This is a genomic window from Streptomyces sp. NPDC043726, assembly GCF_056436565.1.
Genome location: NZ_JBWKCI010000005.1, coordinates 24,033 through 38,880 on the forward strand (window position 1 = coordinate 24,033; position 14,848 = coordinate 38,880).

A 14,848-nucleotide genomic window follows, 5' to 3' on the forward strand; every position below is an offset into this window, starting at 1 on the left:
ACCCTCGCGGGCATCGCCATCCTCGCCGTGCTCATGTGGCGCCTTGGCACCGGAGTGTTCCTCGACGGGCTGCGCAGGATCGACGCGCCCGCCGTGCTCGCGGCCGTGGGGATCGGGGTCGTCACCACCGTGTTCAGCGCCTGGCGCTGGCAGTTGGTGGCCCGGGGGCTGCGCATCCGGCTGCCGCTCGGCGCGGCGGTCGGCGACTACTACCGCGCGCTGTTCCTCAACGCGGCACTGCCCGGCGGTGTCCTCGGCGACGTGCACCGGGCGGTACGGCACGGGCGCAGCGCCGGTGACCTCGGCCGAGGCGTGCGTTCCGTCGTCCTCGAACGGGCCGCCGGACAGATCGCGTTGGCCGTGATCGGTGTCGTGGTGCTGCTGACCATGCCGTCGCCCGTGCGGGACGAGACCCGGCACATCGCCCCGCTGCTCGCCCTCGCCGCCCTCGGCGCGCTCGCGGTCGTCCTCGCGCTGCGGATGAACCGGCCGTCCCCCACCGGCCGTCGGCGCTTCCTGCGCGAGGCCCGCGAGGGGCTGTTCACCCCCGGCGTGGCCGGGTCGTCGGTCGTCGTGCTGGCCGGACACCTCGCCACGTTCGTGCTCGCGGCCCGCGTCGCGGGCACCGACGCCTCCGTCGCCGTACTCCTGCCGCTGGCCGTGCTCGCCCTGCTCGCGATGAGCCTGCCGCTGAACGTGGGCGGTTGGGGGCCCCGGGAAGGCGTCACCGCCTGGGCGTTCGGCGCCGCCGGGCTCGGCGCGGGCAGCGGGCTCGCGGTGGCCGTGGTGTACGGCGTGCTGTGTCTGGCGGCGAGCCTGCCCGGTGTCGTGGTTCTGGTCCTGCGGTGGTGGGAGGGCTACCGTGCGGACGAGCCGTCCCGTGAATCCGAGGTGAGCAAAGCGAAATACGCCCCGAACGAATCAGCCAGGCTCGCCAGGAGTTCCTTCCCCTTTTCCGCCGAACCCAGCGAAGGGCGCCCGATGACACCCGAATCGGTATAGCCGGACATACCGAGGGAGAGCAGATGCCGGCGGTCGTCAGCGACGAAATCCGCGGTCTCGTATCCGGGATGCAGCATTTCCGGATGAGCGTGCAGAAGAACGGAGGTCTCGATTTCTCCCGCGTGCATGTCGGTGAGGAGCGAGGTGGTCACCCCGGCCCGTTCCCGCGCCGTCTCCCAGTCCTCCGCGGCCGGGAACAGCGCGATGTGCTCACCGCGCGCGGAGGACTCCTGAACGACGTTGCCCAGCACGTAGTTCCCGCCGTGGCCGTTGACCACCACCAGGGCGTCCACGCCGGAGCGGCGGAGCGAATCCGCTATGTCCCGTATCACCGCATGAAGGGTCACCGAGGAGATGCTGACGGTCCCCGGCCACGCCGCGTGCTCGTGCGAGCAGGAGATCGTCACCGGAGGAAGGAGGTGCACCGGGTACGCGGCGGCGATCTCCCGGGCGACGGCACAGGCGACCAGCGTGTCCGTGGCCAGCGGCAGGAAGGGGCCGTGCTGCTCGAAGCTCCCGACGGGAAGGACGGCGACCTGCCGTGAGACGCCCGCCCCGCGCGTCCGCACGTCTTCCGTGGTGTCCGCCGGCACCAGACCGGATGCCGACCGCGTCCCCGAAACACTCATCTTTTCACGGCCTTTCGTCTCTGCTTAGGAACCAGATCATGACAGAAAAAGTTGGCGTACTCGGAAAGAAGTCACCGAAGCGCACCGGTGTGGAACGCATTGTGAATGCCCCGCTGCCCACGGTGTACGGGGAATTCCGCGCGGTCGGCTACCTCGACCACGACCGCGGTGACGAGCAAGTGGCCCTCGTCCACGGTGACATCGGCACCGAGGACGTTCTCACCCGGCTGCATTCGGAGTGCCTGACCGGGGACGCGTTCGGCTCCCAGCACTGCGAGTGCGGCGACCAGCTGGCCTCCGCGCTGCGCGCGGTCGCCGCCGAAGGACGCGGTGTCGTCGTGTACTTGAGAGGGCACGAGGGCCGGGGCATCGGTCTGCTCGCCAAGCTGCGGGCGATGGCCCTCCAGGCGGAGGGCCTCGACACGGTGGAGGCGAACCTCGCCCTCGGCCTGCCGGTCGACGCCCGCGACTACGGCGTCGCCGCGCGCATCCTGGACGACCTCGGCGTCCGGTCGGTCCGGCTGATGTCCAACAACCCGCGCAAGCGGGAGGCGTTGCTGGAGCACGGCATCACGGTCGCCGAGCAGGTCCCGCTGCTCATCCCGCCGTGCGAGAGCAACATCACCTATCTGCGGACCAAGCGGGAGCGCCTGGACCACCATCTGCCCCATCTGGACGCCGTGGCGCACTGGTCCTGATTCAGCCGCGGGCCGCCGGGACAGGAAGAGGGAATGAGCGACGACGTCCTCTTCCTCTCCGGCGACCAGGTCAGCCGGCTGCTCTCGACGGACGCGGCGATCGCCTCGCAGCGGGCCGCCTTCACCGCCCTCGGGTCCACCGGCGCCGATCTGCCCGGGAAGATCATGCACCCGAGCCGCTTCGACGACAGCGTGATGTTCGCGTACCTGTCCCGGCTCTCCGCGGACACCGGGGCGGTCGCGAAGATCGGCAGCGTCAACCCGGGCAACGCGCGGGCCGGGCTGCCCACCGTGCACGCCGTGGTCACAGCCCTGGACCCGGTCACGGGCCGTCTCGTCGCCGTCATGGACGGCACCGCGCTCACCACCCTGCGCACGGCCGCGGCCAGCGCCGTCGCCGTCGACGCGCTGGCCCGCCCCGACAGCACGGACCTCGCCGTGCTCGGCTCCGGCGTCCAGGCCCTCGCGCATGTCCGGGCCCTGTCCCGGGTGCGGGACCTGAGGTCCGTACGGCTGTGGAGCCCGACCGAGGCCAACAGGACCCGGGCCGCACAGACCCTGACGGCCGAGCTGGGGATCGCCGTCGAACCGGTCGGCACCGCCGAGCAGGCCGTCACCGGTTCGTCGATCATCGCCGCCTGCACGCTCAGCAGCACGCCGGTGGTGCGCGGCGCGTGGCTGGCGCCCGGCTGCACGGTGGTGAGCGTCGGCTCCTTCGAACCGACCCGCCGCGAGGCCGACGCGGAAGTCGTACGGCGGTCCGCGGCCGTCGTCGTGGACGACCCGGAGACGGCGGCCCAGCACGCCGGACCCGTCGTGGCGGCACGGCTCGCCCCCGAGGACCTGATCCCCCTCGGCGGCCTGCTCACCGGCACGCACACCGCCCGTACCGGCCCCGGAGACATCGTCTACTACAACAGCGTCGGCCTCGGCATCCAGGACGCGGCGGCCGCCTGGGCAGTCATCGACGCGGCGCGGAAGGCGGGCCGGTGAAGGCGGAGGTCGTGGTCGTCGGCGGTGGGGTGATGGGGGCGAGCATCGCCTGCCGGCTGGCCCGGGCCGGAGTGCGGGACGTGGTGCTCGTCGAGCGGGACGAACTGGCCGCCGGTTCCACCTCCAAGGCGGCCGGCGGAGTGCGGGCGCAGTTCTCCGACGAGCTCAACATCCGGCTCGGCGCCCGCAGCCTGGAGGCCTTCGACCGGTTCGAGGCGGACACCGGACAGGACATCGGCCTGCACAGGGTCGGCTATCTGTTCCTGCTGTCCACCCCGGAGGAGGTCGCCTCCTTCGAGGCGGGCGTACGGCTGCAGAACTCCCTCGGTGTGCCCAGCCGGATGCTCGACCCGGCCGAGGCCCGGCGGCTCTCCCCGCTCATCGTCACCGACGGACTGCTCGCCGCCGCCTACTCCCCGGACGACGGACACTGCACCCCCGAGTCCGTCGTCCAGGGCTACGCGGCCACCGCCCGCCGGTACGGCGCCACCGTCCTGCGGCACACCGAGGTCACCGGCATCGACCTGCGCGGCGACACCATCACCGCGGTGCGCACCAGCAAGGGCCCGATCGCCACCGGCACGGTGATCTGCGCGGCCGGCGCCTGGTCCCGGGCCGTCGGCGCGATGGCCGGCGTCGACCTGCCCGTGGAGCCGCTGCGCCGCCAGATCGCGGTCACCGAACCGGTCCCCGGACTGCGGCCCGGCCTCCCCATGACCATCGACTTCACCACCAGCCTCTACTTCCACGCCGAGGGCCCCGGCCTCCTCCTCGGCATGTCCGACCCCGACGAACGCCCCGGCTTCGACACCGGCACCCACGACCGCTGGATCCCCCGGCTGTACGAGGCCATGGAGCACCGCGCCCCCGCCCTGCTCGACCTGCGCCGCACGGGCGGCTGGGCGGGCCTGTACGAGGTCACCCCGGACCACAACGCCCTGATCGGCGAGTCGACTTCGGTGTCCCGCTTCCTGTACGCGACCGGCTTCTCCGGCCACGGCTTCCTCCAGGGACCCGCCGTCGGCGAGGTCGTCCGCGACCTGTACCTCGGCCGCGTACCCTTCGTGGACGTCAGCCCCTTGAGCGCCGACCGGTTCGCGGCCGACGCCCTTCGCCCGGAGGCCAACTGCGTATGACCGAGCTCCATCTCTGGCTGCGTCACGAGGTCCGGCCCACCGAGCGGCGCACTCCGGTCGTGCCGTCCGACGCCCGGCGGCTCGTCGACAGCGGGGTGACCGTGACCGTCGAGGACTCCCCGCAGCGGATCTTCCCGGTCGAGGAGTACGAGAAGGCCGGCTGCCGGGTCGCGGCGGCGGGCTCGTGGGTGTCGGCGCCGGGCGACGCCGTCGTCGTAGGACTGAAGGAGCTGCCGGACGAGCCCGCCGCGCTGTCCCATCGGCACGTGTTCTTCGGGCACGCCTACAAGCGGCAGCCCGGTGCCGCCGCGCTGCTGCGGCGGTTCGCGGCCGGGGGAGGGGCGCTGTACGACGTCGAGTACCTGGTGGACGAGGGCGGGCGGCGGCTGGCCGCCTTCGGGTTCTGGGCCGGATACCTCGGGGCCGCGCTCGCCGTGCTGCGGCACCGGGGGCGGCTCGACGCGCCGCTGGTCCCCACGACCAAGGAGGAGCTGGACCAACGCCTGCGTGGGGAAACGGAGTTCACCGCACTGGTGATCGGCGCCCTGGGCCGCAGCGGCAAGGGCGCCTGCGAGGCCTTCCGGGCGGCCGGGATCGAGCCGACCCGCTGGGACCTCGCCGAGACCCGTGATCTCGACCGCCCCGCCCTCCTCGCCCACGACGTCATGGTCAACGCGGTCCTCGCCACGACACCCGTGCCGCCGTTCCTCCGGGACGCGGACCTCGACGACCCCGCCCGTCGGCTGCGCACCCTGTGCGACGTGACCTGCGACGTCGGCTCGCCCCTGAACGTCCTGCCGATCTACGACCGCACCACCGACTGGACGGACCCGGCCCGGCGGCTGCGCGAGCGACCGCCCCTGGACCTCATCGCCATCGACAACCTGCCGTCCCTGCTGCCGAGGGAGTCGTCCACCGACTTCTCGGCGGCGCTGCTGCCGCTCCTGCCGGCGTTCGACACCGATCCCGCCTGGGCGCGCTGCCTGGGCCGGTTCCGGCAGGCCTGCTCCGAAGCCGGTATCGAGGAAGGGGAGTTCCGCCGTGACTGACCTGGTTCCCGCGAGCGGCACCGTCCACTGGGTCGGCGCCGGCCTGTCCACCGGCAGCGGGCTCGCCCGGCTGTGCGACACGGCCGAGCGGGTACGGCTGTGGCACCGCACCGAGGAACGCGCCGCCGAGGCCCTGGACCGGCGCGGTCTGACCGGACGTGCCGAGCCGCGCGCGTTCACGCTCGACACGCTGACCGCCGAACTCGCCCCCGGCGATGTCGTCGTGTCGATGCTGCCCGCCTCCGAGCACGCCGATCTGCTGGCCGTCTGCGTGTCCCGGCGGGCCCACTTCGCGTGCTCCAGCTATGTGTCCGACGCCGTGCTGGAGCAGGTGCCGGCGGCGGTCGGGGCCGGTCTGGTCGTGCTCACCGAAGCGGGCCTCGACCCGGGCATCGACCACCTCTTCGCCCACTCCCTCGTCGCCCGCGCCCGGGCGGCGATCGGCGACGGTACGGCGGCCTCGTACAGCCTGACCTCGTACTGCGGCGGTGTCCCAGCGGAGCCGAACGACTTCCGCTACCGCTTCAGCTGGGCGCCCGCCGGTGTGCTCGGTGCCCTGCGCTCGCCCGCGCGCTACATCGAGGACGGCGCCGAGACCACCGCCGCGCGCCCCTGGGAGGCGACCCGGAGGCATGTCGTCGAGGGGGAGCCCTTCGAGGTCTACCCCAACCGGGACAGCCTGCCCTTCGTCGACCAGTACGACCTCCCCGAGCAGTGGAAGCCGCGCACCTTCGTCCGCGGCACCCTGCGTCTGGACGGCTGGCTGCGCGCCTGGGAGCCCGTCTTCGACGAGCTCAAGCGCGGCGACGACGGCCGGATCGCGGCGCTGGCGAGGGAGTTGGCGGCTACCTACCCCACGACGGAGGCGGACCGGGACCGGGTCGTGCTCGTCGTCTCCCTGGAGGTCAGGGGTGCGAACGGCCGGATGTGGAAGGGCAGTTACCTGCTCGACCTGGTCGGCGACGAGGAGGAGAGCGCGATGGCCCGCTGTGTCTCACGGCCCCTCGCGCTGAGTGTCCGCCACATCCTGGACGGCTCCCTGCCGCCGGGCCTGAGCCGTGCCGCCGAGACAGCGGCACGGTCGGCCGAGTGGCTGCGTGAACTCGCTCTGGAGGGAGTGGAGTTCACCCTGCGCGTCAGTGAGTGACCGCGTCAGTCAGTGACCGCGTCAGTCAGTGACGGCGTTCAGTCGGTGACCGCCTCGTGCACCAGCCGCTTGAGGTCCGGGAACATCGTGTGCGAGGTCTTCGGGCGGACCTGGGTCATGAACTGAACCGTCAGGTCGCGGGACGGGTCGACGAAGAAGGTCGTGGTCGCCACACCGCTCCAGCCGAACGTGCCCATCCCCGCGGGGGCCCTCGTGCGGGACGGGTCGATGACCACGGAGACGCCGAGACCGAAGCCGACGCCGTCGTTGCCGGGTTCGTCGTGGGCCGGGCGGCTACCGAAGGAGCGCAGGTCGGCGCCGCCCGGGAGGTGGTTGCCGGTCATCAGGTCGACCGTGCCGGGAGCGAGCAGCCGGGTGCCGTCGAGTTCGCCGCGGCGGCGCAGCAGCTCCATGAAGCGGTGGATGTCATGGGCGGAGGCCGCCAGGCCGCCGCTGCCGGACAGGAACCGGGGGCGACCGTGCAGCGGCAGCCCGGGGATCGGGGTGATCCGGCCCTCGTCGGTCTCGCCGTACAACTCGGCCAGTCTGTCCGCCTGTTCGTCCCCGACCTGGAATCCGGCGTCGGTCATGCCGAGCGGGCGGAAGACGCGTGCGGCGAGGAACTCGTCCAGCGGCTGTCCGGAGACGACCTCGATGACGCGGCCGAGGACATTGGTGGCGACCGAGTAGTTCCACTGCGTGCCCGGGTCGAACTGGAGCGGCAGACGCGCGTACACGTCGACGGTCTCGGCCAGGTCCGAGCCGGGCAGCACCGCGGACTCCAGATTCGCCGCGCGATAGAGGGCGTCCACCGGGTGAGAGTGGTAAAAGGCGAAGGTCAGGCCCGCGGTGTGGGTCATCAGGTGCCGGATCAGCATCGGTCCGGCGGCCGGGCGGGTGCGGACATCGGCGCCGGAGCCCTCGACGTACACCCGGGGCTCGGCGAAGGCCGGGAGGTGGCGGCCGACCGGGTCGTCCAGGGCCAGCTTCCCCTCCTCCACCAGCAGCAGCGCCCCGACGGAGGTGACCGGCTTGGTCATGGAGTAGATCCGCCAGAGGGTGTCGGCCGTCACGGGCAGGCCGGCGGTCACGTCCCGCAGACCGTGCGTGGTCAGATGGGCGACGCGCCCCCCACGGGAGACGGCGACCAGGAAACCGGGCAGCCGACCCTCGTCCACGTACTGGGCGAAGTGCTGGTCGAGGCGGTCCAGCGCCTTCGGGTCCAGACCGACCTCGACCGGTTCGACCTCTTGTCGCAGCTGTGCCATCGCTCTCCTCACGAATGCGGACGCCGAGGTGCTGCGGCATACCCAACCGCAGCGGCCCGCGATCTCATCGTCGCGCAGGAACAGGTGTACGGCCCCGCGGATCGCCGATCGACCGGCAGCGCCCGGCGTCCGGGCTGGGGGTTCACTCCTCGTCCGGGCCGAGGTAGACGACCAGGACCGACTCCACCATGCGGTCGAAGTCATGCGTACCGACGGCGAGTTGGAGGCTGCCCCAGCCCCACAGCTGGCCGACGCCGTGCAGGTTCGCCCACAGTGAGCCCCCGACGAGCCGGGCGTCGACGTCGGGCCGGACCCGGGCGACCAGTTCCACCATGCGTCCGAACACCGGAAGGCTGTGGTCGCGCAGCCGCAAGTAGCCGCTCTTCAGCAGATCATGACGGAACATCAGTTCGTACATACCTGGGTTGGTCACCGCGAACCGGAGGTAGGCGTGGGCCAGTGCCGTGAGCTGGGTGCGGGGGCCGCCGCCCGCGTCCTCGACGGCGCGCGTCGCCCGGTCCGCCAGTTCGACGAAGCCGCGGCGCGCGATGGCCGACAGCAGCTCCAGATGCGTGGGGAAGTAGCGGCGCGGGGCCCCGTGCGAGACACCCGCCCGGCGGGCGATCTCCCGCAAGGTGAGCGCCTGGACGCCCTCCTCGGCCACCAGTTCCACGCCCACGTCCACCAGTCGGTCACGCAGTCCTGCCTCAGGTTCCTGCATGGGCCGTGTGTAGCAGCTCGGGGTAGACACCGTCTACAGCCCGGTCGCGGGAATGTCCGGCCCGGCCCGCCCGGTTTACCGGAACATGACTCAGGACCGGACTGAAGAGGCCTTGCTCCAGCTGCTCTCCGAGGGCCACGGGGGCGTACTGGTGACCCTCAAGCGCGACGGCCGCCCCCAGCTGTCGAACGTCAGCCACGCCTACTACCCCGACGAGCGGATCATCCGGGTGTCGATCACGGACGACCGCGCCAAGACCCGCAATCTGCGCCGGGACCCGAGGGCGTCGTACCACGTGACCAGCGCCGACCGCTGGGCGTACACCGTGGCCGAGGGCACCGCCGACCTCGCGCCCGTCGCCGCGGACCCGCACGACGACACGGTCGAGGAACTCATCCGTCTGTACCGCGACGTCCAGGGCGAACACCCCGACTGGGACGACTTCCGGGCCGCGATGGTCCGGGACCGGCGACTGGTGCTGCGGCTGAAGGTGGACCGGGCGTACGGGGTTCCGAAGCGCGGCTGACCCGGTCCGGCCCGCGGTCCTAGGTCCCCCGGCGCGGGGCCGATGGCCGATGTCCGGTGCGGGCGCGCTGGCTAGGCTGCCGAACCGAGCGCGCAGCCACGAGAAGAGGACCCGATGCCCGTCAACGGCCGCAGTCACATCCGTATCGCCCGCCCCTCCCTGACCTCGCCGCCGCCGAGCGCTTCTGGGGAGAGGGGCTGGGCCTGAGTGTCGTATGGCGGGCGCGGGGCGGGCCGGAACCCGGGGAGCACGATCTGCTGATGCTCGGATGGCCCGACGCGGACTGGCATCTCGAACTCGTCCACGAGCCCGCCCGCCCCGTCGAGCCCCGGCCCACCGAGGAGGACCTCCTGGTGGTCTACGTCGACGGCCCGGTGCCGGAGGACCTGGTCGCGCGCCTCGAAGAGCACGGCGGCAAGCGCGTCGCGTCCCCCAACCCGTACTGGAACGAGTGGGGCGTCACGATCGAGGACCCGGACGGGTACCGGCTCGTGCTGTGTGAGCGGGGCTGGTCCAACGCGTAGGAGCCCGGACCCCGGCGCCGCACGGGCGCCGGGGTCCAGGGAGCCGGGGGTCAGGCCGTCACCGTCTCCCGCTGGGCCGACTCCAGCGGAGCGCGCTCGCCGAGCTGCTCCGTCGGGACCTTGTGGGTCTCGCGGGACGAGAGCGCGGCGATGACCGGCGGGACGCACAGGGCCGCGGTGAACAGGGCCACCGCCGACCAGTCGTCGCCGTCCGGGCCCGCGATCTGCGCCGCGAAGGTCACCGCGAAACCGGCGACCGCGAAACCGATCTGGGTGCCGATGGCCATGCCGGACAGCCGGACCCGGGTGGAGAACATCTCGCCGTAGAAGGACGGCCACACGCCGTTCGCCGCGCTGTAGACGACACCGAAGGTCACGATGCCGAGGAGCAGGGTCAGCGGGTAGTTCCCGGTCGAGATCGACCACAGGTAGGCGAACATCATCGCCGCGCTGCCGGCCGCGCCGACCAGGAACACCGGGCGACGCCCGATGCGGTCCGAGAGCGTGGCCCACAGGGGGATCGCGGCGAGCGCGACGAGGTTCGCCAGCGCGCCCACCCACAGCATCGAGGAGCGGCTCATACCGACGGAGTCGCTCGTCGCGTACGCGAGCGCCCACACCGTGAAGATCGTGCTCACCGAGGCGACCAGCGCGCCGGCGATCACCCGCAGCACATCCGCCCAGTGCTCGCGCATCAGCACCGCCAGCGGCAGCTTCACCACGCCCTGCGTCGCGGCCTGCTGCTCGAAGGCCGGGGTCTCGTCCAGCTTGCGGCGGATGACATAGCCGACCACGGCGACCGCGATGCTCATCCAGAACGGCACCCGCCAGCCCCACGACAGCAGCTGCTCCTCGGGCAGCGCGGCGATCGGGATGAAGACCAGCGTGGCGAGCAGCTGGCCGCCCTGGGTGCCGCTGAGGGTGAAGCTGGTGAAGAAGCCGCGCCGGTTCGGTGGCGCGTGTTCCAGCGTCATCGAGTTCGCGCTGGCCTGCTCACCGGCCGCGGAGATGCCCTGAAGGACCCGGCAGAGCACCAGCAGCACGGGAGCGAGCGTGCCGACCTGGTCGCGGGTGGGCAGACAGCCGATCAGGAAGGTCGACAGACCCATGAGGATCAGCGTGAAGACCATGATCTTCTTACGGCCCATGCGGTCGCCGTAGTGGCCGAGGAAGAGCGCGCCGATCGGCCGGGCGGCGTACGCCACACCGAAGGTGGCCAGCGACAGCAGGGTCGCGGTGGCCGGGTCGGACTCGTCGAAGAAGACCTCGGGGAAGATCAGGGCGGCCGCGGAGCCGTAGATGAAGAAGTCGTAGTACTCCAGGGCGCTGCCGATCCACGCGGCGGTCGCGGCTTTCTTCGGCTGCCCGGGCGGGGCGGCGGGGGTGGGGACGGACACGGCGGCTCCTTTGAGGGAACTCCAACGTAGGCGGAGTGAGCGGAGGGGAGAAGGGCCGGATCTTCGGCTAATTAACCCACTGGATAGTTAGTCCCGGTGGGAAGGGATGTTGCGCCCACGTTTCCCGGGTGTCAAGGGGTGATGCCGAAGCAACTGCCTTCCGCGTGTGCCCCGCGGTCAGTCCGCCGCGCGCTCCGCGGTCAGGTACGCGATCACCATGTCGCCCAGCATCGTGCGGTAGTGCTCCCGCTGGGCGGGGTCGACGAGGTCGCGGCCGAACAGGGCGCCGAACGTGTGCCGGTTGGCGACCCGGAAGAAGCAGAAGGAGCTGATCATCGCGTGCAGGTCGACGGCGTCGACGTCGGCCGTGAACAGGCCGGACTCCTGCCCCGCCGCGAGGATGCGGCGGATCACGTCCAGCGCCGGTGAGCCGATCCTGCCCAGCTTCTCGGAGGCGGCGATGTGCTCGGCGCCGTGGATGTTCTCGATGCTGACCAGGCGGATGAAGTCGGGGTGCGCCTCGTGGTGGTCGAAGGTCACCTCCGCCAGCCGCCGGATGGCCGCGACCGGGTCCAGGTGCTCCACGTCGAGCTGCTGCTCGGCCTCGCGGATCACGCCGTACGCCCGCTCCAGGACGGCCGTGAACAGCTGCTCCTTGCCGCCGAAGTAGTAGTAGATCATCCGCTTCGTGGTGCGGGTGCGGGCGGCGATCTCGTCCACCCGGGCGCCGTCGTAGCCGGCGCGGGCGAACTCCCGGGTCGCCACGTCGAGGATCTCCGCCTGGGTGCGGGCCGCGTCGCGGACCCGTCCGCCGTTCCGTGCCTGTTCGTCGACGCTGGTCATCGGGTTCCTTCGGGCGAGGGCGGGTGACGCGATCGGTGTCGCGATTGTAAGAGCTCGCCGCGGGCCACTTCCTCTGACCCGGGAACAGTGCTATGACTAACGTACTAGTTCGTACATTAGCTGCCCTGGAGGTCCGTGGTGACCAAGGACTCGTATCTCGTCGGACTGATCGGTTCCGGTATCGGACCCTCGCTCAGCCCGGCCCTCCACGAGCGGGAGGCCGACCGGCAGGGCCTCAGGTACGTGTACCGGCTGATCGACATCGACGTGCTCGGGGCACCGCCCGAGCGGGTCGGCGACCTGGTGCGGGCCGCGCGGGACCTCGGCTTCGACGGGCTGAACATCACGCATCCGTGCAAGCAGCTCGTCATCGAGCACCTCGACGCGCTGTCCCCGCAGGCCGAGGCGCTCGGCGCGGTCAACACCGTCGTCTTCGACGGCGGCCGGGCCGTCGGCCACAACACCGACGTCACCGGCTTCGCCGCCTCCTTCGCGCGCGGCCTGCCCGACGCGCCCCTGGAGCGGGTCGTCCAGCTCGGGGCGGGCGGCGCGGGCGCTGCCGTCGCGCACGCCACCCTCACCCTCGGCGCCGAGCGGGTCACCCTCGTCGACGCGCTGCCCGAGCGGGCGGCCGGCCTCGCCGACGCCCTCAACCGGCACTTCGGCGACGGGCGGGCCGACACGGCGTCCCCGGACCGGCTGGCCGGACTCCTGCGCGGAGCCGACGGCATCGTCCACGCCACCCCCACCGGCATGGCCGCCCACCCCGGACTGCCCTTCCCGGCCGAGCTGCTGCATCCCGGGCTGTGGGTCGCCGAGGTGGTGTACCGGCCGCTGGAGACCGAACTCGTGCGCACCGCCCGCGCGCTCGGCTGCCCCACCCTCGACGGCGGCGGCATGGCCGTGTTCCAGGCCGTGGACGCGTTCCGGCTGTTCACCGGGCGGGAGCCGGACAGCGTGCGCATGCTGGCGGACATCGCGGAGCTGGCCGGTGTCGTGGAGAGCCCGGCGGGCCAGGCCGGATGACCGCCGCGGGCCGCGGACGGCCGCTCGCGCCGTTCCCCGCGCCCCTGACGGCGCGCACCCGTACAGCCAGTTGAAGGAGCACCGACCATGCGCACCTCCATCGCCACCGTCTCCCTCAGCGGATCCCTCACCGAGAAGCTCACGGCCGCCGCCCGGGCCGGCTTCGACGGCGTGGAGATCTTCGAGAACGACCTGCTGGCCAGCCCGCTCACCCCCGAGGAGATCCGCGCCCGCTGCGCCGACCTGGGCCTCGGCATCGACCTCTACCAGCCGATGCGGGACATCGAGGCCGTACCCGAGGACGTCTTCGCCCGCAATCTGCGCCGGGCCCGGCACAAGTTCGAGCTGATGCGCCGCCTCGGCGCCGACACGGTCCTCGTCTGCTCCAGCGTCTCCCCGCACGCCGTGGACGACGACGACCTCGCCGCCCGGCAGCTCGGCGAACTCGCCGACCTGGCCCAGGAGTCCGGCATCCGCGTCGCCTACGAGGCGCTGGCCTGGGGGCGGCACGTCAACACGTACGACCACGCCTGGCGCATCGTCGAGCGCGCGGACCACCCCGCCCTCGGCACCTGCCTGGACAGCTTCCACATCCTCTCCCGGGGCTCCGAACCCAAGGACCTCGAAGGCATCGCGGACATCCCCGGCGAGAAGATCTTCTTCCTGCAACTGGCCGACGCCCCGCTGCTCGGCATGGACGTCCTGCAGTGGAGCCGCCATCACCGCTGCTTCCCCGGACAGGGCGGCTTCGACGTCACGGGCCTGGTCCGGCACGTGCTGCGCACGGGATACGACGGCCCGCTGTCCCTGGAGGTCTTCAACGACGTCTTCCGCCAGTCCGAGGCGGGCCCCACCGCCGTGGACGCCCAGCGCTCCCTGCTGGTCCTGAAGGAGTCGGTCGGCCTGGCCGAACCACCGGCACCCGTGGTCCCCACCGGCGTCGCCTTCGCCGAGCTGCTCACCCCGGACGCCGAACCGGTCGCGGCGGTGCTGTCCGCCCTGGGCTTCGCCCGCACCGCCCGCCACCGCGGCAAGCCCGTCGACCTGTGGCAGCAGGGCGGCGCCCGCATCCTGGTCAACACCGGGGGCGCGGCGCGCCGCGAGAGCGTCCAACTCGCCGCCATCGGCCTGGAGTCGCCGGACCCCGCGGCCGCCGCCCGCCGCGCCGAGGCCCTCCTCGCGCCGGTACTGCCCCGCCGCCGCGCCCCCGAGGACGCGGCCCTGGACGCGGTGGCCGCCCCCGACGGCACCGAACTGTTCTTCTGCGGAGCGTCGTCCGACTGGCGCGGCGACTTCGAGGACGTGCCGCACACCCCCGCGGCCGCCGGGGTGACCGGCGTCGACCATCTCGCGCTCACCCAGCCCTGGCACCACTTCGACGAGGCGACCCTCTTCCACCGCAGCGTGCTGGGCCTGGACGCCCAGCCGAGCGTCGACGTCGCCGACCCCTACGGACTGCTGCGCAGCCGGGCCGTCGCCAACGCCGACGGCAGCGTCCGGATCGCCCTCACCGTCGGTGCGGCGCCCGGGGACGACACGGTGCACGACCGGCACATCGCGCTGGCCACGGACGACGTCGTCGCGGCGGCCCGCCGGTTCCGGGAGGCGGGCGGCCGTCTGCTCCCCGTCCCCGCCAACTACTACGACGACCTCGCGGCCCGCTTCGACTTCGCCGAGGGCGAGCTGGAGACCTACCGCGAACTGGGCATCCTCTATGACCGGGACGCGGGCGGTGCCTTCCGGCACTGCTACACCCGGACCGTGGGCCGCGTCTTCTTCGAACTCGTCCAGCGCGACGAGGGCTACCAGGGCTACGGGGCCGCGAACGCCCCCGTACGGCTGTCGGCGCAGCACGGCGTGCGCGGGGTCGCCGGCGGGTGAGGCCGCGG

13 protein-coding genes and 2 pseudogenes are annotated in these 14,848 nt (G+C 72.3%); 10 read left to right on the forward strand and 5 right to left on the reverse strand.

Annotation, left to right across the window (positions count from 1 at the left end; all coding sequences use genetic code 11):
• Positions 1-33: 33 nt before the first annotated feature.
• Positions 34-744: pseudogene (locus tag AC068Z_RS15710) on the forward strand (lysylphosphatidylglycerol synthase transmembrane domain-containing protein); the annotation flags it as partial.
• A gap of 113 nt (positions 745-857) precedes the next feature.
• Here AC068Z_RS15710 and AC068Z_RS15715 read toward each other — a convergent pair.
• A complete protein-coding gene (locus AC068Z_RS15715; protein WP_478555427.1) occupies positions 858-1,631 on the reverse strand; it encodes a creatininase family protein in 774 nt (257 codons plus the stop codon).
• A gap of 38 nt (positions 1,632-1,669) precedes the next feature.
• Between AC068Z_RS15715 and ribA the strand changes: the two genes are divergently transcribed.
• The 5 genes from ribA to AC068Z_RS15740 are packed head-to-tail and all read left to right on the forward strand — an operon-like array spanning position 1,670 to position 6,654.
• Positions 1,670-2,329, forward strand: coding sequence for a GTP cyclohydrolase II (gene ribA / locus AC068Z_RS15720; protein WP_478555429.1), 660 nt, complete (start codon positions 1,670-1,672; stop codon positions 2,327-2,329).
• Positions 2,330-2,362: 33 nt separating this feature from the next.
• Positions 2,363-3,322 (forward strand): ornithine cyclodeaminase family protein, encoded by a 960-nt coding sequence (locus AC068Z_RS15725; RefSeq protein WP_478555430.1) that lies wholly within the window; start codon positions 2,363-2,365, stop codon positions 3,320-3,322.
• Positions 3,319-4,458 (forward strand): NAD(P)/FAD-dependent oxidoreductase, encoded by a 1,140-nt coding sequence (locus AC068Z_RS15730; RefSeq protein ID WP_478555432.1) that lies wholly within the window; start codon positions 3,319-3,321, stop codon positions 4,456-4,458. The genes AC068Z_RS15725 and AC068Z_RS15730 overlap by 4 nt, the downstream gene beginning before the upstream one ends.
• Positions 4,455-5,507: a saccharopine dehydrogenase gene (locus AC068Z_RS15735; RefSeq protein WP_478555434.1), complete on the forward strand. Its 1,053-nt coding sequence runs from the start codon at positions 4,455-4,457 to the stop codon at positions 5,505-5,507. The genes AC068Z_RS15730 and AC068Z_RS15735 overlap by 4 nt, the downstream gene beginning before the upstream one ends.
• Positions 5,500-6,654, forward strand: coding sequence for a saccharopine dehydrogenase family protein (locus AC068Z_RS15740; RefSeq protein WP_478555436.1), 1,155 nt, complete (start codon positions 5,500-5,502; stop codon positions 6,652-6,654). Before AC068Z_RS15735 ends, AC068Z_RS15740 begins: the two co-directional genes overlap by 8 nt.
• A 38-nt stretch (positions 6,655-6,692) precedes the next feature.
• On the opposite strand, the gene AC068Z_RS15745 is transcribed toward AC068Z_RS15740, so the two are convergent.
• Both AC068Z_RS15745 and AC068Z_RS15750 read right to left on the reverse strand, forming a co-directional pair.
• On the reverse strand, positions 6,693-7,922 hold the full coding sequence (locus AC068Z_RS15745) for a serine hydrolase domain-containing protein (RefSeq protein ID WP_478555438.1): 1,230 nt from the start codon (positions 7,920-7,922) through the stop codon (positions 6,693-6,695).
• Positions 7,923-8,064: 142 nt separating this feature from the next.
• Complete coding sequence (locus AC068Z_RS15750) at positions 8,065-8,643, reverse strand: TetR/AcrR family transcriptional regulator (protein ID WP_478555440.1); 579 nt, start codon at positions 8,641-8,643, stop codon at positions 8,065-8,067.
• Between the two features lie 85 nt (positions 8,644-8,728).
• On the opposite strand from AC068Z_RS15750, the gene AC068Z_RS15755 reads away from it, so the two are divergent.
• Both AC068Z_RS15755 and AC068Z_RS15760 read left to right on the forward strand, forming a co-directional pair.
• Positions 8,729-9,169, forward strand: a complete 441-nt coding sequence (locus AC068Z_RS15755) for a PPOX class F420-dependent oxidoreductase (RefSeq protein WP_478555442.1) — start codon at positions 8,729-8,731, stop codon at positions 9,167-9,169.
• A 114-nt stretch (positions 9,170-9,283) separates the two neighbouring features.
• Positions 9,284-9,693, forward strand: a pseudogene (locus AC068Z_RS15760) (VOC family protein).
• Positions 9,694-9,743: 50 nt separating this feature from the next.
• On the opposite strand, the gene AC068Z_RS15765 reads toward AC068Z_RS15760, so the two are convergent.
• On the reverse strand, positions 9,744-11,090 hold the full coding sequence (locus AC068Z_RS15765) for an MFS transporter (protein WP_478555444.1): 1,347 nt from the start codon (positions 11,088-11,090) through the stop codon (positions 9,744-9,746).
• A gap of 177 nt (positions 11,091-11,267) precedes the next feature.
• Complete coding sequence (locus AC068Z_RS15770) at positions 11,268-11,933, reverse strand: TetR/AcrR family transcriptional regulator (protein ID WP_478555446.1); 666 nt, start codon at positions 11,931-11,933, stop codon at positions 11,268-11,270.
• 138 nt (positions 11,934-12,071) lie between these two features.
• Here AC068Z_RS15770 and AC068Z_RS15775 point away from each other — a divergent pair, with 138 nt between their 5' ends.
• Both AC068Z_RS15775 and AC068Z_RS15780 read left to right on the forward strand, forming a co-directional pair.
• Entirely contained in the window at positions 12,072-12,959 is an 888-nt protein-coding gene (locus tag AC068Z_RS15775; protein ID WP_478555447.1) for a shikimate dehydrogenase, read from the forward strand.
• Positions 12,960-13,046: 87 nt separating this feature from the next.
• Positions 13,047-14,840, forward strand: a complete 1,794-nt coding sequence (locus AC068Z_RS15780; RefSeq protein WP_478555449.1) for a bifunctional sugar phosphate isomerase/epimerase/4-hydroxyphenylpyruvate dioxygenase family protein — start codon at positions 13,047-13,049, stop codon at positions 14,838-14,840.
• Positions 14,841-14,848 lie beyond the last annotated feature (8 nt).